The following is a 17277-nucleotide window of genomic DNA, read 5'->3' as shown; positions in this document are numbered from 1 at the left end:
TTAAATCTCCAAAATCTGAATTGAGTCGGCCACGTCTCCGGTAAACTCAATTTCGGCCTGAGTGGATAACTCGATTTTTTCACCCGCGGCGAGTGGATAAATGCCCGCAATTAAAACCGGATGGGTATTCCCTGACGCCGCTTTAATATGCACCTTTCGGCGGCGACTGTTTGCGGCCAAAACAAAGGGCATAACGCCAGAATGGACATTCAGTTCATTACTAATGCGGGTCGTGACTTCTTGCCCTGAAACCAGTTCTACGGCGGGCATCTGCTCAATACGGATCGACTGACCAGAAGCGAATGTAATATTAGGAAGCTCTCCAATATTCACGGTTTGGCTTGGCGCAATTTCTACTTTTGGCAAACTGTCTAAGCTCACCGACTGTCCCGCTGCAATTTCTAACGCGGGCATTTGCGCAATACTGAGAGCTTGACCCTCGGCAAGTTCTACCGCAGGCATCTGACCAATATTAACGCTTTGACCTGCTGCTAATTCCACGGCAGGCATGTCACTCACCACAATGCTTTGGCCGCTGATATTGGCGGGCGGGACAAAATCCCCAAAACCAAATTCTAGTGTGATGTTTTGGTCAATATCCGAGTACACCAACACTCGCCCGATTTGCTGCGTACTTTTAACGACCGCCTCCTTTTTCAGGGTGACGCGATCGCCTAATGCACTTTCAAGCGTGATGCTTTGCAACGCCGTTTCCAAATAAATCCAGTTACCCGCCACAATGACAGGCATAGGCTGATGTGCTTTTAAAGAAAGATTCATCGTTTCATCGCCATAATTGCTACCGCCCCTAAAACAACCGCAATGATCACCATTAAGATGATTTGTTGCTGCTTGTTCTCACTTGCGCCGTTATCTTGCTTGAACTTGGCTAAGTCCATCATTGCGCTCAAACTCTGCGTATTTTGCGCGGCCTGATTACCAGCGAGCCCTGCAAGCATCTGCAAGTTTTCGCTATTGCTGGAAGACATGTCTTCCAATGCGTTTTCGGCAAAGTCGAGAGAGCCTTGGTTCACTTCGCTAGCAAAATCGAGAGAGTCTTTATTGACGCCTCCCGCATACTTGAGCGCATCGTTAAACATTCGCCCCGTTTGCTCGACTAATTCACCCCCTAAATCAAGCGCCTTATTCACCGAACCATAATCGGTTGCCGTCACGTTCAGAGTTGAATTATTAATGCCACTGATCGCCGTTCCGAGGTTATCGCCAGAAATGGCATTTTGGCCGCTAACGTTGGTGGTTTGTGTTTGGTTGCTTGAACTGCTTTTTCCGCCCATGCGTTACACTCTCATGGTTAACTCTGTGATATTGGTGGCGACTTGCTCTGTCGTATTCAGTTTGCGAACTAAGCGAGCGAGCCCTGCAAAATAGGTCTGTGCTGAAATGGTTTTTAGCCCTGCGTTTTTTACATATTGAGAAAGCTCGTGAATGGCGGGAACAACACCATGCCCAGCCACACCCCACAAAAAATAGGTTTCTCCGATCACTTCACCCGCCACCACAATTTGGTAGTTATCAGCACTCAGCTCATAAAGACTCACGCGCCCTGTTTTGACTTCGGCTTTCAGCTCCTCAAAGTCTTGTGGACAGGCTCGAAACGCGACCTTTAATTGTTCCAGTGCTTCAGGGGTATTGGTGACACATCGAATCATTTCTTTTTCAACATCAAATACGCAATGACCACCATCACGACCGCAATCAACCACGGGCTCACCCCTTTAGGGCTTCCCATGTTGATAGCGCCTATACTTTGCCCACTGTTGGTGGTATTTGTTGCTGTAGATGGGCCAGCACTTCCCCCCGTTAAACCGCCGCCTCCGGTCAAGCTTGTTAAGCTTCCTAGCATCTTAAAATTTCCCCTTGATTAGCACGTAGCCTACGACCATGAGCAAAAGCATCATGATCAGCTTGCTCGAACCTTCTGAGAGCTGAAACCCAACCACGCCGCCACCTACAAACATTAAAGGCAATAAGAACGGCATCATTTGCCCCCTTTAGCCAACATGAACACCAACAGCAAAAGCACCAGAACACCCACGCCCACAATCAAGTAATTAGTATTCAAACCTTGTGCTTGAGTGTGGATAGGTTGGCCGTCAGCAGTCTGCCCCTGCACTTGGCTCTTTCGGGCTTCGTCAGGGTCACTCGCTTGCTTTTTTGCCAAGTCATTTTGAACAGTGCCATTAATCCACGAACCACCCGCGCTAGAGGCTGCATCGAGTAATTCGCCGCCAGCCTCACTCAAGGAATCTAACCAGCTCATGGTTCCCCCTTATGCGGTGGTTTGCGTTGGAATCGCTACTTGTTCGATCGCTTCAATAATCACTGGCACACTGCCCGCCGCGCTCTTTTCAAGCTCAAATTGCAATGCACGAATGGCTTGCGTTTTGAGTTTACTTTCAGAGCCGAAACCCGTTCGGACAAAATCCAGAGAAAACCAGCCATCGTTTTGCTCAAGACCTGCGACAGAGAGATCAAATGAGTTGTCGGCTTTGTTGACGTTCATTTCTTCACGATCGTCACGTAGAACACGAACGCGAGTGATGGAATCATCTTTAAAGTGAATACGCTTGAGGCTCAAGAATGGCGAACGCTCAGACCAATCAAACGGCGTGCGACCTGCCGCACTGGCAAACCACGTCAAAGAGTACAAACGAGGCATAAATAAGCGCTGTGTTTGTGCTTCCGTGATATGAGCGCGAGCGCGAATACTTGGAGCTGGCTCACCGGATTTTGCTTTTAGTTGAATATAAACAAACCAGATTTCACCGGGTAAAGTCACCAGTTCACCTTGACGAACGCCTAGTTTGGTTCGCATACCCAAATCAGAAAATGAAATGATGTAACGGCCTTGCTCAACATAGCTAGAACGGTGCTCTTGTAAGTCCACCATGTCTTGGCCAGACAGAGACACGATCTCCTTACCGTTATAGGTAATACGAACGCGCTCAATATCCGCAGGGTCAGTAATGTTCGTCACCAACTCAAGGTTTTGATAAGTAGGGCCAGAAACCAGCCGTAACGTTGACTGATTTCCCCAAGCGACACCTTCGACCGGATCAAGCTCTTTAGGACGTGGGTTAAATAGCGTTTGTAGTGCTTCCATTACCGTTCCCCTTAGAACCAGCCAGATTTGCCGTTGATGGTTTCTTTCAGCGTTTTCATGGCGCTGATGTTGTTAATGGCTGCGATAAGCAAAATCGTCACTACCGCCGTCACTAACATGGTTTTATGCTGTGCTTTCATAAATGTTTCCAGTTTCACCCGTGTTAAGAACAGGGCTATTAGAAACAAGAAAATAAGAGTGGGTAAATGAGAGGTAACCTATAGGTTAAACGGCTAACCTATAGGTTGATTTGAGCGTTGAATCACACTCGTTTAGCGATAGTTCATAGCTAACGGCTTGCCCGTTTGACAGTTGAAAGCGCGAGTTTCTACATTGCCGATACCATCACGCACCATCATATATTCAGCAATCGGTTTACCGATTTTCTGTTTATTTACCTTAGCAGAGACCAACGAAGCGATCGCGTGAGTATCTAACCCTTTTTTCTTGGCTATCCATTCGGCATCCGACATGGAGTTAACAGCTCCAATCCACCATGTCGATGATTGCTCGGTGACCGTTTTCGGTACTTCTTGCCCGCGTTGGAACACAGTATGAATGACTAAACCGTATTGGCGGCCACCGCGCAGTAGCTCTCCTGCTTTGCCTTTGAGCTTACCGGATGTTTCCACACAGCTTGCTAACTCTTCGATAACCGTGTGCAACTTCGGCGCATGACCATTTCCCATAGACCACACAACCGAACTAAAAAACTCTAACTCTTCAGCAACCGCGCCCCCTTCCGGAATGTACGCCAGTTTAAAAGACTGACCACGACGGCGAGCCATCAACAACGCTTTGACAAAAGCAGAGCGAGAGCTCGTACCGTGACACATCTGCCCCTGAAACTTTGAGCCTGCATAGTTTCGATATGGGTCAAAAAAAACAGCTTGAGAGGCTTTTTGCACCAATCCCAAATGTTTAACGGCAGAGGTTTTGCCTCCCCCCGTACCCGCCACATAAATCACATGCTCTGCATCATGGGATGCATTAGAGTTAACCGGATTAGGCAGCTTTAGCGGTGGCTTTTGCTTTTTCGGCATCTCGCTTCTCCTGCTCTGCTTTATAGGCTTTTAGCTCAGTGATATGACGCTTAGATGTGTACACCAGTGCTAAAACGGCGAGCAATAAAGTAGCCTCTTCCACGTAATCACCAAACCAGCCTAATAGCTCACCGCCATGCTTACTCAAGACAGGAATAGCCGCTTTGATAACTTCATTTTTGCCTTTTTCATCAAAAGCAAAATCAATCCCTGAAATGATAGAGGTCGCTTGTTCGGCAATGGTAAAAACGACTGATAAAAGCCCTTCAAAAGCCTCACTGCTCACGGTTTCGGTTGATAGTGCGCTACTTTCGGTTGATTCGGTGGGGGCTTCTTCGGTTTCAAGTTGTTTGATCACCACATCAAAATCGCCCCAATCATCACCGAGGCTCGTCACTTCTAGTTCATTATCCGGTTGTTGCATCGGTTGACTCCTCTGGTTGTGGTTTTGGTAGTAAAAGACGCACCGCCCACAGGCAGGCAAGTACCACCCCCAACACCATCAATACACGCTTAACCGTGACAAAAGGCCGTATTTCCACTAGCGGCTTGTCGGTTGGAGTTTCGGTTTCGATAATACTTTCAACCCTGTCAGTGCTGGACTCTTCCACCCGCAAAGGCTCAACAGTTTCAACCGAATCGCTAACGGTTAGCTCGGTTACGTCCAACGCTTCAACTAAGACAGGCAATGCACTGGCCTCGCGTTCAAGTAATGCGCTTTCATCGGTTGCCATGTGCTTATCGACGTACTCATCCACACTTTTGCTCATTGAGCTATTACCACATTTAGGACAACGATAATATTTAAGCCCAAGGTTACGCCCGTTTTTAGGTGGTTCGCCCTCAGCAATGAGCTTTCCTTCACCGACTTGGTGAACGGTAGAAAGCGAAACACAAACAGGGCAATGCACAACACCACGCACTGGATTTTCGTATTTACTCATTCTTACCCCCAACCTCAGTGAAATCACCATCCGAAATATTTTCTAGTTGGTTCAAGTTAGAAACGACATGAGCGCGATATTTTCTACGCGCTACATCATTGAGCTTTGCGAGTTGTTCAAGCTGTTCAAAAAAGTTGGTTGGTAGCCCTAACGCTTCCAATGACAAATTTCCTGTCATGAGCATTTTGGTGGCTTTGCCAATTAAATCTTTCATTTCCATTGACTTAAATCGCCCAATTTCACGTTCCATATTCGTTGTGAGTTGGTCGGCGGCATCTAAGGCTTTTAAATCGCGTTGGCATTCTTCAATAGAGAGTAATTTCATAGATTCCCCTGTCTCTCGACGTTAGTGAGTGAATAAAAAGCCCCTGTCTCACGACGTTGGCAAATTCTAGGCATCTTCTGGATGCATGGATTGATTCCAAAGCTCTTCCCATTGAGGCGAACCAAAACGGTCAAGCTCAACATTTAAAAAGAAATTCGATACGATTCGTTGTTGGCGGGTCGGCGTAATGTCCTGCGTACAATTATTGCCACTAGACCAAGGCGCAAGCTCCCGCTTGCTTTGAAGAGCCTCCGCGCTGTGCGTTTTTTGGACTAACTTCCACTCAATTTCGTGCGTTAAGATCGTCAAACCGCTACCTTCGAGCCCGATAACAACCGGTACGATTTCACCGTATTTATTTTCTCTTTCTTCTTTGCTCGGTTTAATGGGTCGAAGTGATTGCGCTAAACGGTGACCGCCCATGTAATCAAAATACGCAGAAAAAAAGCCCATATCCGCCGCACGCCGCGCTTTTTCAAATAAGCAGTATTCTTGCTTATCTTGGATACGGCGAAGCTCTCGCCAAACAGTCACGCTTGGCGTTTTCTGAAATTGAAACTGACGGAAACAGAAATTACGCGACCATGCAGTGACATTTTTAACCGTGTCTTGCAGTTTGGCTTTTTTGTTATCCAAATCGGCTAAACCCTCTAGCCCGAACCCGTCTACGTTCTTTGATATGTATTTCGCTAAATAGGCGACCGCACCGCCTTCACTGCCATCCAACACCTTCGCATCAAAACGTGCTTTCATCGCTTTGCGATTAGGCTCCCCCGTATCACGATAGAGCTCTTTACTATCACGTTGGTACTGGTAGGCCTGCAACGCGGCTACGAATCCACCGACTTGTTCTAGCGGCATAAAAAACACACCATGCCAGTGTGGCGTGCCGTCTTGGTGAGGTTCAACAACTCGCATACCGTAGTAATTGAGTTCATGTCGATGAGCAAACGCCCGAAAACGATTCCATGTTGTGGTTAACCATCCATGAGCATCACTTGGACTACTACCATCCCAACGCTTATTTTCAATCCAATACGCTCCGCGCTGTGTAAGACGATGAAAGCGACTTGGTGCGGTCATCGTGATAAACACGGCGGCGTGCTGATAGGAGTCTGCATATTCTTGGCATCCCGCAATGCGTGTCATTAGTTCATGACGACGATTTATAGGGTTAGCTTGCGACGATGCGTGCACCACATCCATGCTCACCACATCGCCTTGCTCTGATTCAATCGCCATCAATTCAAGCCATTCACGCTGCCTGTCTTGGCGAACCTTGAGCCATTCACATGCCGATATTGAGGCATACGGGGAAATATGAGGTGATACCATGCCAGCAGCCCGCCGAGCATTTTCAAAAGCCGCCAGCGTGTGCTTTTCAATCGCACGCCGCCAAACTGATTCATCCAGCAAACGCGCCAAAATAGAGAATGCCTGCGCTTCATCTTTTGCCGATTCAAATTGCGGCATCCAGAGCGCTGCACCCACATATTCATGGATCTGACTAATGGCATCAAAAACAGACATTCCCGTTTTAGAGGCCAATTCAAAACGAAAACATGCACGCCCAACTAACTCAGTAGCAAGACGAGCACGTTTTAATTCTGTATCTACCCGCCACCAAGGCTCTGGCAATACACCTAGCGCAGAAAACGCCGCCTGACTGCGGGATTGAACGAAATCAATTGCACGCTTAAAACCGTATTTACGAAAACGCACAGCCGCAGCCTTATCGAGATAACAGCGAATATCACTCGGTAGCTTGAATTGATTAGCAATGGTGTGGGCAAATTCAAACACGCGCTCTCGTGGTGAGAGTGCGCAGAAATCGGTACGCTGATGTTCAGCAATCATTGAAAACTCAGGCAAAGAGCGCTGATTTTTGACCACATAGGTAGCAAGCTCCTGACGTAAATTTTCAGGAAGCTTGCTTAGTGGGTTTTTGGTCGGTTTACGATAGATTATCACAACGGTATATCTTCTAGAGTATCGGGCATCGGTTGATGCAGCTCACTTGTCGCCCTGCTTGGTAGCTGATTCGCTTTAACGGCGAGTTTGTCTAACCAAGCTAATTTCCGGCGCTCTCTTTCAGTGGTTTTACGGCTGCTTGCAACGGCTTTGCGGCAAAGTTCAATCCCACGTAAACCGCAAGCGCGTTGCTCTTCGGTTAATAACAAGGGGTAGGCTTTTAGCATTGCTACACCTCCAAACTTTCCAGTAATTCAGCGGCTTCGACGAGTTGCTCATAAATGGGATACAAAAACTCGAATTCTGGTGAGGAAGGGCTCAACCAAGACAAGCGCCCCTTAACAATCGTAAAAAGCTCTTTAGCTTCACTGGAATGAGAGAAATCAATGTTGATAGAGTGAGTTGGGGTTTTCATCTAGTGCGCTCCGTGTACTGATTGCCAATCGTTTCTAGCGTCTTCATATCGCTGATCGATATACGCCGCTAAATCTTCGATTTTGATTAAGGTAGGACTACGCTCAGAATCACGTAGTTTGAAAGTAGGTACTGGAAAATCACATGCCTTAGCTCGTTGTTCTGCAGTCTTTGGAGTGATGCCAAAGAACTCTTTAGATATCTGTTTCAGCTCAACCGTAGGACTTCCAAAGCGTGCTAGCAGTGCAAAATTTGTATTCATATATTCCTCATGTGCTACATTTAAATCATTTCAAGGTAATTCAAACGCCTCATAACATCCCAGAACGACGTTAGGGGGAATTATTGAGGAACAAAATAAAATAATCAACCCCAAAAATACATCAGAGGAAGTTATGGGAACTTTTGAGGAAAGATTAAGGGAACTAAAAAGATTAACTAATACGGCTAAGAATGTTGATCTAGCAAGGGTTCTCGGCATATCGCCAAAGACGGTTTCAAACTGGAAATATAGGGATCACATTCCTGAAGATATCTTTCTAAAAGCGAGAGACTTATCACAAAATGGCGGCATTGCTGTGCCACCTCGTGGATACGTGACACTAGATATTTATGAGCAAGCGGTGAGTGCTGGACATGGTGCATTAGTTGTCAGTGAAGAAAAGTCTTCAGATATTGTTTTCAGCGAAGCGTTTATTCATAACGATATTGGCGTAAATCCTATTAACGTTTTCTTAATGCCAGTGAAAGGCGACAGCATGTACCCAACATTAAAAAATGGTGCATTAGTCATGGTAAATAGAGTTGAACAATTTACTGGTGATGGTGTTTATGTCTTTCGATTTGATGGGCAATTGATGGTTAAACGGCTTCAATTTTCAAAGCATGGATTAACAGTCGTGAGTGATAATTCGACTTATAAAGAATGGGAATTGAGCAAAACGGAGATTTCAGGAAATGACTTTGAAATCATTGGTGAAGTGGTTTGGTCTGGACAGAGAATGTAATCGAGTACGTATATAAATACGCATGACTCACTAGAAAGCTCTAGATAGCTAGAAAGTGAATCCAATCGAGCATGGGTGCTACTGATAGCCTACAAGGGTGAGTCATGATTTAGATATCCCAATTCAGTCAGTTTCAATGGCTAAACTTACAGCCAAAAACAAAGTTTGGCATTGTAATCGCTTCGAGTTTATAGCGCCAACAGTTCTTCTTCTGTATCGTTTTGCATCGATATAAGGTAATTTAAGCACTATTTTCGTTGCAAACAACGATCACATCGCTAACTAACTCCAGAAAATGTTGTAGGCTACAAGGCTATTAATCTGGAAATAGTATATTATTATTAAAGTCCAATGGTTATGGTGATGAATTTGGACCACAAGCTAACGAAACAAATAGAAGAACTATGCGCAGCGAGAGGAGTACGACTAACTTCTCAACGAAAGAGAGTGTTTGAACTGATTTGTTCAAGCAAAAAAGCATCCAGTGCTTATGAATTGCTTGAAGATTTAAAGCAAAGCGAGCCCCAAGCGAAACCACCAACGGTGTATCGTGCTCTGGACTTTTTGTTAGAACAAGGCTTTATTCATAGAGTGGAGTCAACAAATAGCTTTATTTCATGTTGCTCTTGTAATGCTAATAAGCATTTTTCACACCTATTAATTTGTGACAAATGTGGCAATGTTATTGAACTTCAAGATGATAGTCTGATAGCCTTGCTAGCAAGCAACGCTGAGAAACACGGTTTTAACATCGTTAATCACGTTATTGAATCTCATGGTGTTTGCCAAACGTGTTCCTCAAGTCTGAAAGTATAAAAACAGTAGAAGAAGGTTATGCGCGCTGAATTTGTAAACCCGTTTTTAGCTTCTTTAATGAACGTGTTAAAAACGATGGCTTCATTAGAGTTGAAGCCACAGAAACCTCGTGTAAAGAAAGATGAGATTGCCCGTGGTGATGTCTCTGGCTTGATTGGTATGGTTGGTAGTCAAAGCCGCGGTTCCATGTCTATTACTTTTGATGAAAGTCTAGCATTGGAAATCATGCAAAATATGTTAGGTGAACGCCCCAACGGTCTCAATGAAGAAGTGACAGATATGGTCGGCGAAATCACCAACATGGTGACAGGCGGAGCTAAACGTATTCTTGCCGAGAGTGGTTTTGACTTTGATATGGCAACTCCGGTTGTTGTCTCAGGAAAAGGCCACACGATTCGTCATAAATGCGAAGGTGCAATTATTATCATGCCGTTTACCTCTCAGTGGGGTAACGCTTTTATCGAAATCTGTTTCGAGTAAGCTCTTTCATTAAAGAAAAAAAGGTTGATACCGTTAAGTATCAACCTTTTTTATTTGGATAAAACCTTACTCACATCCAAGTAAGGTTTTGACGCATTACGCTTTAAATGTCTTAAACGCGTTAATCAAACCATTGGTTGAGCTGTCGTGTGAACTCACTTGAGCATCGTCGGCTAACTCAGGCAGAATTTGGTTTGCTAACTGCTTACCAAGCTCAACGCCCCATTGATCGAAACTGAAGATATTCCAAATAACACCCTGTACGAAAATTTTATGCTCGTACATCGCAATCAGGTTGCCCAAAGTGCGTGGCGTGATCTGCTTAACTAAGATTGAGTTGGTTGGGCGGTTTCCTTCAAACACTTTAAATGGTGCGATTGCCGCCATTTCTTGTGCTGATTTGCCCGCCGCTTTTAGCTCAGCTTCAACGGTTTGCTGCGTTTTTCCAAACGCTAACGCTTCTGTTTGAGCAAAAAAGTTCGACATCAATTTTTGGTGATGATCACCCGCTGGGTTATGGCTGAGCGCTGGCGCAATAAAATCACACGGGATCAATTTTGTTCCCTGGTGGATCAATTGATAAAAGGCGTGTTGACCATTAGTACCGGGCTCACCCCAAATGATTGGACCCGTTTGGTAAGTTACCGCTTGACCGTTACGATCTACGTATTTACCGTTTGATTCCATATTACCCTGTTGGAAATAAGCGGCAAAGCGATGTAAGTATTGGTCATAAGGCAGAATCGCTTCTGATTCGGCACCGTGGAAGTTGTTATACCAAATACCAATCAAGGCTAGGATCACAGGAATATTTTGCTCAAAAGGTGTCGCCACAAAATGTTGATCCATCTCATGCGCGCCGGACAGCAGTTCCACAAAGTTGTCATAGCCTACAGCCAATACAATGGATAGACCAATCGCTGACCATAGTGAGTAGCGTCCACCGACCCAATCCCAAAATTCGAACATGTTGTCTGTATCAATACCAAACTCAGCGACTGATTTCGCATTAGTCGACAGCGCCGCAAAATGTTTTGCAACATGAGTTTCATCGCCTGCTTCCGCTAAGAACCAATCACGAGCCGTATGTGCATTGGTCATGGTTTCTTGGGTAGTAAACGTCTTTGAAGCCACTAAAAATAGCGTGGTTTCTGGATTGACTTTTTTCAACGTTTCAACGATGTGTGTTCCATCAACGTTAGAAACGAAATGAAGATTAAGATGATTCTTATACGGCGCAAGTGCTTCTGTGACCATGTATGGGCCAAGGTCTGAACCACCAATACCAATGTTGACAATATCGGTAATCGCTTTACCAGTGTAACCTTTCCATTCACCAGAAATCACTCGTTCAGAAAACGATTTCATCTTCTCAAGTACCGCATTCACGGCTGGCATCACATCTTCACCATCAACCATGACCGGTGTGTTACTGCGGTTGCGTAACGCAGTGTGCAGTACGGCACGGCCTTCAGTTTGGTTGATCGCGCAGCCTTGCAGCATAGCGTCGATGGCTGACTTTAGTTCAGTCTCATTCGCCAGTGCTTGTAAATGTTGTAAGGTCTCTTCATTGATCAAATTTTTTGAGTAATCAACAAGAATATCTGAACCAAAACGAGTCGAGAATTTATCGAAACGTTGTGCATCTTGTGCAAAAAGCGATTTAAGGTCCATATCTTGCGCTGATTCAAAATGCGCAGTCAGTGCTTTCCAAGCGTTGGTTTGCGTTGGATTGATATTTTTCAACATGGTATCTATCCCGATGTGACAGTAGGTTTTATTCCTATCATTCCTAAACTCTGTTTCAAAATGATGGAATCCCCGATTGAGCAAAAAAAGAAAATGGTATCGACTGCCTATATTTGGAAGGCAACACGTCGTTATTCGTTTTGTGAGCGCCATTATGACGCAGCTTACCCGCTCTCATATTGAGTTAGGTCAGGTAAACCTAATGGGTGCATACTCTGGCTTTATTGATACGACATCTCAACACGAGAAGTGAGTTTCGTCACTAACTCGTAAGCGATCGTGCCGATGTGAGAGGCCACTTCTTCTGCTGGTAGCTCTTTTCCCCATAAAATAACCTCATCGCCCACCTTATCGCAGGCTTGTGGACCGAGATCGACCGTAAGCATATCCATTGAAACTCGCCCTGCAATCGGCACTTTACGCCCATTGACAACAACCGGAGTTCCATTGGGTGCAGTGCGAGGATAACCATCGCCATAGCCAATTGCGATAACACCAACCTTAGTGTCACGTAAGCTTGTCCAAGTGGCACCGTAGCCGACACTCTCTCCCGCTTTAACATCACGCACTGCGATCAAGTGAGATTTTAATGTCATTACAGGTTGATAGCCCAGCGCTTGCGCCGAGTTATCATCAAAAGGAGAAACGCCATACATAATAATACCTGGGCGAACCCACTCTAACTGGCTGTGCTTCCAAGCTAATAAACCAGCGGAGGCAGCAAGTGATCTTTCACCCTCATGACCTTTTGTCATTGCTAAAAATAGCTCAATTTGCTCAGAAGTCGTTGATTTATCGAGTTCATCGGCACAACCAAAATGACTCATATAACGCAATGGCTTCACTACGTTTTTACACGCTTGCAAACGTTCTAAAAAATCGGGGTATTGTTCTGGGCGCACACCTAAACGATGCATTCCGCTATCGATTTTCAACCAAACATTGACTGGGACATCTAATTGAGCTTGCTCTAAGGCGACTAACTGCTCCTCACAGTGAACAACGGTTTGAATGTTATTGGTCACCAATACAGCAAGATCCATCGGGGAATAAAAACCTTCAAGCAACAAGATAGGTTTTACCACACCGCTCGCTCTTAGTTGCAGCGCTTCTTCAATGCGCGCCACGCCAAATGCATCCGCGCCTAGTGCATGTTTCGCAACATGCCGAAGCCCATGACCATAACCATTTGCTTTGACCACCGCCATAATTTTACTGTTTGGTGCCTGCTGTTTTACTCGCTGTAGGTTGTGCTTTAACGCATCGAGATCGATGCAGGCGGTTGCCGCTTTCATGTAGCTCATCAAATTACTCATCGTCAAATGCAGGGCCTGCATAGTTGTCAAAACGAGAATACTGCCCTTGGAAGGTCAACCGTACAGAACCAATCGGGCCGTTACGTTGCTTACCTATAATAATCTCTGCGATACCCTTTAACGAACTATCAGGGTGATACACCTCGTCGCGATAAATGAACATGATCAAATCGGCATCTTGTTCTATCGAACCGGATTCACGCAAGTCGGAGTTGACTGGGCGTTTATCGGCGCGCTGCTCCAACGAACGGTTAAGCTGCGATAAAGCCACCACGGGCACATTCAATTCTTTAGCCAGCGCTTTTAACGAGCGAGAGATCTCCGCAATTTCTAAAGTACGGTTATCCGATTGCGAAGGAACTCGCATCAACTGCAAGTAGTCGACCATGATGAGCGACAAGCCGCCATGCTCGCGCGCAATACGACGAGCTCTAGAACGAACCTCGGTAGGCGTGAGGCCTGAGCTATCATCTATGTACATATTTTTCTTTTCCATGAGAATACCCATGGTAGACGAAATTCGTGCCCAATCCTCATCATCCAGCTGCCCAGTACGAATTTTGGTTTGATCAACGCGAGAAAGCGATGCCAACATACGCATCATGATTTGTTCAGCCGGCATCTCAAGAGAGAAGATAAGAACCGGTTTTTCTTGCTCCATGGCCGCGTTTTCACACAAGTTCATGGCAAACGTCGTTTTACCCATCGAAGGGCGAGCAGCTACAATGATCAAATCAGAACCTTGTAAACCAGCCGTTTTCTTATTGAGATCAGCAAACCCCGTATTCACGCCCGTGACACCATCTTGTGGTGTTTTATACAGCAGTTCAATACGCTCTAAAGTTCTTTCTAAAATCGAATCGACATTCTGCGGGCCTTCATTTTCGCTGGTACGCTCCTCAGCAATGGCGAACACTTTACTTTCAGCCAGATCGAGCAAATCTTCCGAACTGCGCCCTTGCGGATCATAACCTGCATCCGCAATCTCATTGGCAACACCGATGAGGTTACGCACCAATGCTCGTTCCGCTACGATTTCAGCATAAGCATTAATGTTAGCCGCACTGGGCGTATTTTTCGCCAAATCCGCTAAATAGGCAAAACCGCCGACATCTTCCAGCTGTTCGCGACGCTCAAGATACTCAGATAATGTAATAAGATCGAGCGGCTTACTGGCTTCCAAAATCGATTTAGCTGCATCAAAAATTAAACGATGCGCACGGCTATAGAAGTCTTTGCTGACCACACGCTCAGCCACCGTATCCCAACGTTCGTTATCCAATAGCAAGCCTCCAATCACTGATTGCTCAGCTTCGATCGAATGTGGAGGAACTTTAATTGCGTCGACTTGTGCGTCAAACGGTTTACGATTTCGTTGATCTGTTCGTGGTGCAGCCATGACTTCGCTCAATACTATCTAATGACCGACCATTATAGCCAGAATAGATCATTTGTAATTATGTAAACGAAACTTTGTGTTTATCTCGTAGAGAATTAACCTCATGCTGACCAAACAGAACCGCCCTACACCTACTATTTCGCCCACTATTTTTATTCACTTTAGGGGTGCTTCGTGTCCAAAATTTGGTTTCTTAGTTTTAGCCTGTTCGCGATGAGTGCAGCTTATGCTAATGAGGATCTTAAAAACGATACGGAAATCGAAGTTCCTTCTCCTTGGAATAGCCAAGTCGAATTAGGTTACCAAGCCCACTCAGGTAATACTGATTCAGAGTCATTGAATTCACGAGTCAAGACAGAATACATAACAGGTCGCCATCGAACCAATGGTGAGTGGAAATTGTATCGTCTTGATAAAAATGGAAAAGAGAATAAGCGGCAGGCAAACTATTCGCTGCAAAGTGACTATAAGTTAGCTTCAAAAGCCTATCTATACGCAAACTTTAACGGTGTTGATTCGAAATACAGCGCCTATTTCAAAGACTATACGCTATCTGGTGGAATGGGTTACCAATTGATGAATACCGACATATTGCTATTAGAGATTGAAATAGGGCCCGGTTTTCGTTACCAAAAACCCAATCTAGATGAGATATCAAGTACAGATATTGTATTTGCAAATACAGTCGAAGAAGTCATATTTCGTGGTAACTTAAAAGGTGTTTGGGCAACTTTCGATAATTTAACCATCTCCTCTGAACTGACTCTTGTCGCAGGAGAAAGTAACATCAGAACCGATAGCGAACTCATTTTAACCAATCACATTACTGATTCGATTGCGTTGAAAGTGAACTTGTCTCGCCAATACCACGATAAGGTTCCAGCAGGACTAAGTAAAGCCGATAGCGTCACTTCATTTAGTTTACAGTTTCGTTTCTAGGTAGTTTGAAGATAAAAAAAAACACCAGCCAAGGCTGGTGTTTTCAATTCATCCGAAGACTGAAATTATTCAGCAACGATTTGAATTTTCGCAGTTGCAAACACTTCTGAGTGAAGTTGGATGCTCACTTCGAAAGAACCTACGTTACGTAGAGCACCTTCAGGTAGACGAACTTCGCTCTTAGATACTGCAACACCTGCCGCTGTAATAGCGTCAGCGATATCACGAGTACCAATAGAACCAAATAGTTTACCTTCATCGCCTGCTTTAGAAGTAATAACAACAGCTTCAAGAGCGTTAACTTGTTCAGCACGAGCTTGAGATGCAACAAGTTGCTCAGCAACTTTAGCTTCAAGTTCAGCACGACGAGTTTCAAACATTTCAACGTTAGATTTAGTTGCCATTACAGCCTTACCTTGTGGGATAAGGAAGTTACGAGCATAACCAGATTTCACGCTTACAGTGTCGCCAAGGCTGCCTAGGTTACCGATTTTATCAAGTAGAATAACTTGCATTGATTAATCCTCTTTCTTAATAAACGGTGCCAATTACTGATGTTTATCAGTGTATGGCAATAGAGCTAGGTAGCGAGAACGCTTGATTGCACGAGCTAGCTGACGTTGGTATTTAGCGCTAGTACCAGTGATACGGCTAGGTACGATTTTACCAGCTTCAGTTATGTAGTTTTTAAGAGTTGCTACATCTTTGTAATCAATCTCTTGTACGCCTTCTGCAGTGAAACGGCAGAATTTACGACGACGGAAGAAACGAGCCATGGGCTATCTCCTGATCTTAAATTTGAGTAATGTGGTCGGCATGTAGCACCAATTTACCTACGCCATTATGGCTAGTTTGGTAAGCGACAAAGCCACTTACGGTTATGGTGCTGCCTTGTACTAAGTGTTGAGTGAGATTCGTTGACCTCTGCCCACTGACGACTACCGGCATACGACAATAGACTTGTCTCGGTAAATCAGCTTCTATCACTGTTGAGCGATGTTCAAGCCAGAAACGGCAATGTTCAATACCCGCAGGACTTTGGCTTCGAATGGGAGGTTTTGCGACAGTGCCACTCAACTCCATCCGATTGGTCATAAAATCAATTACTCAGCGTCTGCATCGAAACGAGTTTCATCACGCTTAGAACGCTCTTCTTTAGCTTTCAGCATGATTGATGGCTCGGTGATAGCAGCTTTAGTACGCATGATCATGTTACGTAGAACTGCATCGTTAAAACGGAAAGCAGTTTCTAGCTCATCAATCACAGCTTGGTCAGCTTCAACGTTCATAAGAACGTAGTGAGCTTTGTGAAGCTTGTTGATTGGGTAAGCCATTTGACGACGACCCCAATCTTCTAGACGGTGGATAGTACCGCCAGTTTCAGTGATAGAACCAGTGTAACGCTCGATCATGCCAGCAACTTGCTCGCTTTGATCTGGGTGCACCATGAACACGATTTCATAATGACGCATCGGTTGCTCCTTACGGATTATTCAGCTTCCAGGTTTGGCTCGGTCGTCCATAGGAAGCAAGGAACGAAAAAAAAAGACCGAGAATTAAGGACGGCAAATAGTACAGAAACGAAGCAGGATTAGCAAGGGAAATGTACTAAGGGTCACGTCAAACAAAAAGGGAAGCCTAAGCTTCCCTTTTTAATGCAATGTGTGCATAAATTATCGAAAATTAAGCGATAACTTTAGCAACAACACCAGCACCTACTGTACGACCACCTTCACGGATCGCGAAACGT

26 protein-coding genes are annotated in these 17277 nt (G+C 45.1%); 4 read left to right on the top strand and 22 right to left on the bottom strand.

The features are described 5' to 3' along the window. The 15 genes from DD616_RS16770 to DD616_RS16705 form a co-directional block, all read right to left on the bottom strand. Entirely contained in the window at window positions 1-780 is a 780-nt protein-coding gene (locus DD616_RS16770) for a hypothetical protein (protein ID WP_208871945.1), read from the bottom strand. Further along, window positions 777-1295, bottom strand: a complete 519-nt coding sequence (locus DD616_RS16765; protein ID WP_094125192.1) for a chemotaxis protein — start codon at window positions 1293-1295, stop codon at window positions 777-779. Before DD616_RS16765 ends, DD616_RS16770 begins: the two co-directional genes overlap by 4 nt. Window positions 1296-1298: 3 nt before the next feature. Further along, window positions 1299-1670: a DNAase gene (locus DD616_RS16760; RefSeq protein ID WP_208871944.1), complete on the bottom strand. Its 372-nt coding sequence runs from the start codon at window positions 1668-1670 to the stop codon at window positions 1299-1301. Further along, window positions 1667-1864 (bottom strand): hypothetical protein, encoded by a 198-nt coding sequence (locus DD616_RS16755; RefSeq protein ID WP_017045647.1) that lies wholly within the window; start codon window positions 1862-1864, stop codon window positions 1667-1669. The genes DD616_RS16760 and DD616_RS16755 overlap by 4 nt, the downstream gene beginning before the upstream one ends. A gap of 135 nt (window positions 1865-1999) precedes the next feature. Further along, window positions 2000-2281: a hypothetical protein gene (locus DD616_RS16750; protein ID WP_017045649.1), complete on the bottom strand. Its 282-nt coding sequence runs from the start codon at window positions 2279-2281 to the stop codon at window positions 2000-2002. A 9-nt stretch (window positions 2282-2290) separates the two neighbouring features. Then, on the bottom strand, window positions 2291-3124 hold the full coding sequence (locus tag DD616_RS16745) for a major capsid protein P2 (protein ID WP_208871943.1): 834 nt from the start codon (window positions 3122-3124) through the stop codon (window positions 2291-2293). Window positions 3125-3135: 11 nt separating this feature from the next. Further along, window positions 3136-3264 (bottom strand): hypothetical protein, encoded by a 129-nt coding sequence (locus DD616_RS17450; RefSeq protein WP_017045651.1) that lies wholly within the window; start codon window positions 3262-3264, stop codon window positions 3136-3138. 132 nt (window positions 3265-3396) lie between these two features. Beyond that, window positions 3397-4167, bottom strand: coding sequence for a hypothetical protein (locus DD616_RS16740; RefSeq protein ID WP_017045652.1), 771 nt, complete (start codon window positions 4165-4167; stop codon window positions 3397-3399). After that, window positions 4130-4591 carry a hypothetical protein gene (locus DD616_RS16735; RefSeq protein WP_017045653.1) on the bottom strand — a complete coding sequence of 154 codons (462 nt, stop codon included), beginning with the start codon at window positions 4589-4591 and terminating at the stop codon, window positions 4130-4132. Before DD616_RS16735 ends, DD616_RS16740 begins: the two co-directional genes overlap by 38 nt. Further along, on the bottom strand, window positions 4575-5111 hold the full coding sequence (locus tag DD616_RS16730; RefSeq protein ID WP_172533318.1) for a hypothetical protein: 537 nt from the start codon (window positions 5109-5111) through the stop codon (window positions 4575-4577). Before DD616_RS16730 ends, DD616_RS16735 begins: the two co-directional genes overlap by 17 nt. Next, entirely contained in the window at window positions 5104-5436 is a 333-nt protein-coding gene (locus DD616_RS16725; RefSeq protein ID WP_017045655.1) for a hypothetical protein, read from the bottom strand. The genes DD616_RS16730 and DD616_RS16725 overlap by 8 nt, the downstream gene beginning before the upstream one ends. 66 nt (window positions 5437-5502) lie before the next feature. Continuing rightward, on the bottom strand, window positions 5503-7407 hold the full coding sequence (locus DD616_RS16720; protein ID WP_208871942.1) for a replication endonuclease: 1905 nt from the start codon (window positions 7405-7407) through the stop codon (window positions 5503-5505). Further along, window positions 7404-7634 (bottom strand): hypothetical protein, encoded by a 231-nt coding sequence (locus DD616_RS16715; protein ID WP_208871941.1) that lies wholly within the window; start codon window positions 7632-7634, stop codon window positions 7404-7406. Before DD616_RS16715 ends, DD616_RS16720 begins: the two co-directional genes overlap by 4 nt. Before the next feature lie 2 nt (window positions 7635-7636). Further along, window positions 7637-7822, bottom strand: coding sequence for a hypothetical protein (locus tag DD616_RS16710; protein WP_208871940.1), 186 nt, complete (start codon window positions 7820-7822; stop codon window positions 7637-7639). Further along, a complete protein-coding gene (locus tag DD616_RS16705; protein WP_017045659.1) occupies window positions 7823-8083 on the bottom strand; it encodes a pyocin activator PrtN family protein in 261 nt (86 codons plus the stop codon). A gap of 133 nt (window positions 8084-8216) precedes the next feature. Here DD616_RS16705 and DD616_RS16700 point away from each other — a divergent pair, with 133 nt between their 5' ends. From DD616_RS16700 to DD616_RS16690, 3 genes are all read left to right on the top strand, one after another. Beyond that, window positions 8217-8828 (top strand): LexA family transcriptional regulator, encoded by a 612-nt coding sequence (locus DD616_RS16700; protein WP_208871939.1) that lies wholly within the window; start codon window positions 8217-8219, stop codon window positions 8826-8828. Between the two features lie 357 nt (window positions 8829-9185). Continuing rightward, window positions 9186-9644 (top strand): zinc uptake transcriptional repressor Zur, encoded by a 459-nt coding sequence (gene zur / locus DD616_RS16695; RefSeq protein WP_017043301.1) that lies wholly within the window; start codon window positions 9186-9188, stop codon window positions 9642-9644. A gap of 18 nt (window positions 9645-9662) precedes the next feature. Continuing rightward, a complete protein-coding gene (locus tag DD616_RS16690; RefSeq protein ID WP_017043302.1) occupies window positions 9663-10124 on the top strand; it encodes a chemotaxis protein CheX in 462 nt (153 codons plus the stop codon). Window positions 10125-10220: 96 nt separating this feature from the next. Here DD616_RS16690 and pgi read toward each other — a convergent pair whose 3' ends face one another. From pgi to DD616_RS16675, 3 genes are all read right to left on the bottom strand, one after another. Further along, window positions 10221-11873, bottom strand: coding sequence for a glucose-6-phosphate isomerase (gene pgi, locus DD616_RS16685; RefSeq protein ID WP_029388348.1), 1653 nt, complete (start codon window positions 11871-11873; stop codon window positions 10221-10223). 221 nt (window positions 11874-12094) lie between these two features. Beyond that, on the bottom strand, window positions 12095-13168 hold the full coding sequence (alr, locus tag DD616_RS16680; RefSeq protein ID WP_197056815.1) for an alanine racemase: 1074 nt from the start codon (window positions 13166-13168) through the stop codon (window positions 12095-12097). Window positions 13169-13181: 13 nt separating this feature from the next. Beyond that, window positions 13182-14588 carry a replicative DNA helicase gene (locus tag DD616_RS16675; protein ID WP_013857915.1) on the bottom strand — a complete coding sequence of 469 codons (1407 nt, stop codon included), beginning with the start codon at window positions 14586-14588 and terminating at the stop codon, window positions 13182-13184. Window positions 14589-14762: 174 nt separating this feature from the next. Between DD616_RS16675 and DD616_RS16670 the strand changes: the two genes are divergently transcribed. Next, on the top strand, window positions 14763-15527 hold the full coding sequence (locus DD616_RS16670; RefSeq protein ID WP_013857916.1) for a DUF481 domain-containing protein: 765 nt from the start codon (window positions 14763-14765) through the stop codon (window positions 15525-15527). A gap of 65 nt (window positions 15528-15592) precedes the next feature. Here the strand turns inward: DD616_RS16670 and rplI are convergent, their stop codons facing one another. Genes rplI through rpsF form a run of 4 tightly spaced genes read right to left on the bottom strand, consistent with a single transcriptional unit; the run spans window position 15593 to window position 16999 of the window. Next, window positions 15593-16042, bottom strand: a complete 450-nt coding sequence (rplI, locus tag DD616_RS16665) for a 50S ribosomal protein L9 (RefSeq protein WP_013857917.1) — start codon at window positions 16040-16042, stop codon at window positions 15593-15595. Between the two features lie 33 nt (window positions 16043-16075). Then, complete coding sequence (gene rpsR, locus DD616_RS16660) at window positions 16076-16303, bottom strand: 30S ribosomal protein S18 (protein WP_000090472.1); 228 nt, start codon at window positions 16301-16303, stop codon at window positions 16076-16078. Window positions 16304-16319: 16 nt separating this feature from the next. Beyond that, window positions 16320-16622 (bottom strand): primosomal replication protein N, encoded by a 303-nt coding sequence (gene priB / locus DD616_RS16655; RefSeq protein ID WP_026027846.1) that lies wholly within the window; start codon window positions 16620-16622, stop codon window positions 16320-16322. A gap of 8 nt (window positions 16623-16630) precedes the next feature. Continuing rightward, a complete protein-coding gene (rpsF, locus tag DD616_RS16650) occupies window positions 16631-16999 on the bottom strand; it encodes a 30S ribosomal protein S6 (protein ID WP_013857919.1) in 369 nt (122 codons plus the stop codon). Between the last annotated feature and the right edge of the window lie 278 nt (window positions 17000-17277).

Source organism: Vibrio anguillarum, assembly GCF_003390515.1.
Classification (GTDB): domain Bacteria; phylum Pseudomonadota; class Gammaproteobacteria; order Enterobacterales; family Vibrionaceae; genus Vibrio; species Vibrio anguillarum.
Note: the sequence above shows the minus strand (reverse complement) of the source record. Positions and strands in the feature narration are given on the sequence as shown.

What these genes read in the sequence shown, in the direction of transcription:
- DD616_RS16705 (WP_017045659.1), bottom strand. Translation starts at nt 8,083, where the DNA reads ATGAATACAAATTTTGCACTGCTAGCACGCTTTGGAAGTCCTACGGTT.
- alr (WP_197056815.1), bottom strand. Translation starts at nt 13,168, where the DNA reads ATGAAAGCGGCAACCGCCTGCATCGATCTCGATGCGTTAAAGCACAAC.
- DD616_RS16765 (WP_094125192.1), bottom strand. Translation starts at nt 1,295, where the DNA reads ATGGGCGGAAAAAGCAGTTCAAGCAACCAAACACAAACCACCAACGTT.
- DD616_RS16700 (WP_208871939.1), top strand. Translation starts at nt 8,217, where the DNA reads ATGGGAACTTTTGAGGAAAGATTAAGGGAACTAAAAAGATTAACTAAT.
- DD616_RS16735 (WP_017045653.1), bottom strand. Translation starts at nt 4,591, where the DNA reads ATGCAACAACCGGATAATGAACTAGAAGTGACGAGCCTCGGTGATGAT.
- DD616_RS16745 (WP_208871943.1), bottom strand. Translation starts at nt 3,124, where the DNA reads ATGGAAGCACTACAAACGCTATTTAACCCACGTCCTAAAGAGCTTGAT.
- pgi (WP_029388348.1), bottom strand. Translation starts at nt 11,873, where the DNA reads ATGTTGAAAAATATCAATCCAACGCAAACCAACGCTTGGAAAGCACTG.
- DD616_RS16690 (WP_017043302.1), top strand. Translation starts at nt 9,663, where the DNA reads ATGCGCGCTGAATTTGTAAACCCGTTTTTAGCTTCTTTAATGAACGTG.
- DD616_RS16675 (WP_013857915.1), bottom strand. Translation starts at nt 14,588, where the DNA reads ATGGCTGCACCACGAACAGATCAACGAAATCGTAAACCGTTTGACGCA.
- DD616_RS16725 (WP_017045655.1), bottom strand. Translation starts at nt 5,436, where the DNA reads ATGAAATTACTCTCTATTGAAGAATGCCAACGCGATTTAAAAGCCTTA.
- DD616_RS16715 (WP_208871941.1), bottom strand. Translation starts at nt 7,634, where the DNA reads ATGCTAAAAGCCTACCCCTTGTTATTAACCGAAGAGCAACGCGCTTGC.
- DD616_RS17450 (WP_017045651.1), bottom strand. Translation starts at nt 3,264, where the DNA reads ATGAAAGCACAGCATAAAACCATGTTAGTGACGGCGGTAGTGACGATT.
- priB (WP_026027846.1), bottom strand. Translation starts at nt 16,622, where the DNA reads ATGACCAATCGGATGGAGTTGAGTGGCACTGTCGCAAAACCTCCCATT.
- DD616_RS16750 (WP_017045649.1), bottom strand. Translation starts at nt 2,281, where the DNA reads ATGAGCTGGTTAGATTCCTTGAGTGAGGCTGGCGGCGAATTACTCGAT.
- DD616_RS16740 (WP_017045652.1), bottom strand. Translation starts at nt 4,167, where the DNA reads ATGCCGAAAAAGCAAAAGCCACCGCTAAAGCTGCCTAATCCGGTTAAC.
- rpsR (WP_000090472.1), bottom strand. Translation starts at nt 16,303, where the DNA reads ATGGCTCGTTTCTTCCGTCGTCGTAAATTCTGCCGTTTCACTGCAGAA.
- DD616_RS16755 (WP_017045647.1), bottom strand. Translation starts at nt 1,864, where the DNA reads ATGCTAGGAAGCTTAACAAGCTTGACCGGAGGCGGCGGTTTAACGGGG.
- DD616_RS16760 (WP_208871944.1), bottom strand. Translation starts at nt 1,670, where the DNA reads ATGATTCGATGTGTCACCAATACCCCTGAAGCACTGGAACAATTAAAG.
- zur (WP_017043301.1), top strand. Translation starts at nt 9,186, where the DNA reads ATGGTGATGAATTTGGACCACAAGCTAACGAAACAAATAGAAGAACTA.
- rpsF (WP_013857919.1), bottom strand. Translation starts at nt 16,999, where the DNA reads ATGCGTCATTATGAAATCGTGTTCATGGTGCACCCAGATCAAAGCGAG.
- DD616_RS16710 (WP_208871940.1), bottom strand. Translation starts at nt 7,822, where the DNA reads ATGAAAACCCCAACTCACTCTATCAACATTGATTTCTCTCATTCCAGT.
- DD616_RS16730 (WP_172533318.1), bottom strand. Translation starts at nt 5,111, where the DNA reads ATGAGTAAATACGAAAATCCAGTGCGTGGTGTTGTGCATTGCCCTGTT.
- DD616_RS16770 (WP_208871945.1), bottom strand. Translation starts at nt 780, where the DNA reads ATGAATCTTTCTTTAAAAGCACATCAGCCTATGCCTGTCATTGTGGCG.
- rplI (WP_013857917.1), bottom strand. Translation starts at nt 16,042, where the DNA reads ATGCAAGTTATTCTACTTGATAAAATCGGTAACCTAGGCAGCCTTGGC.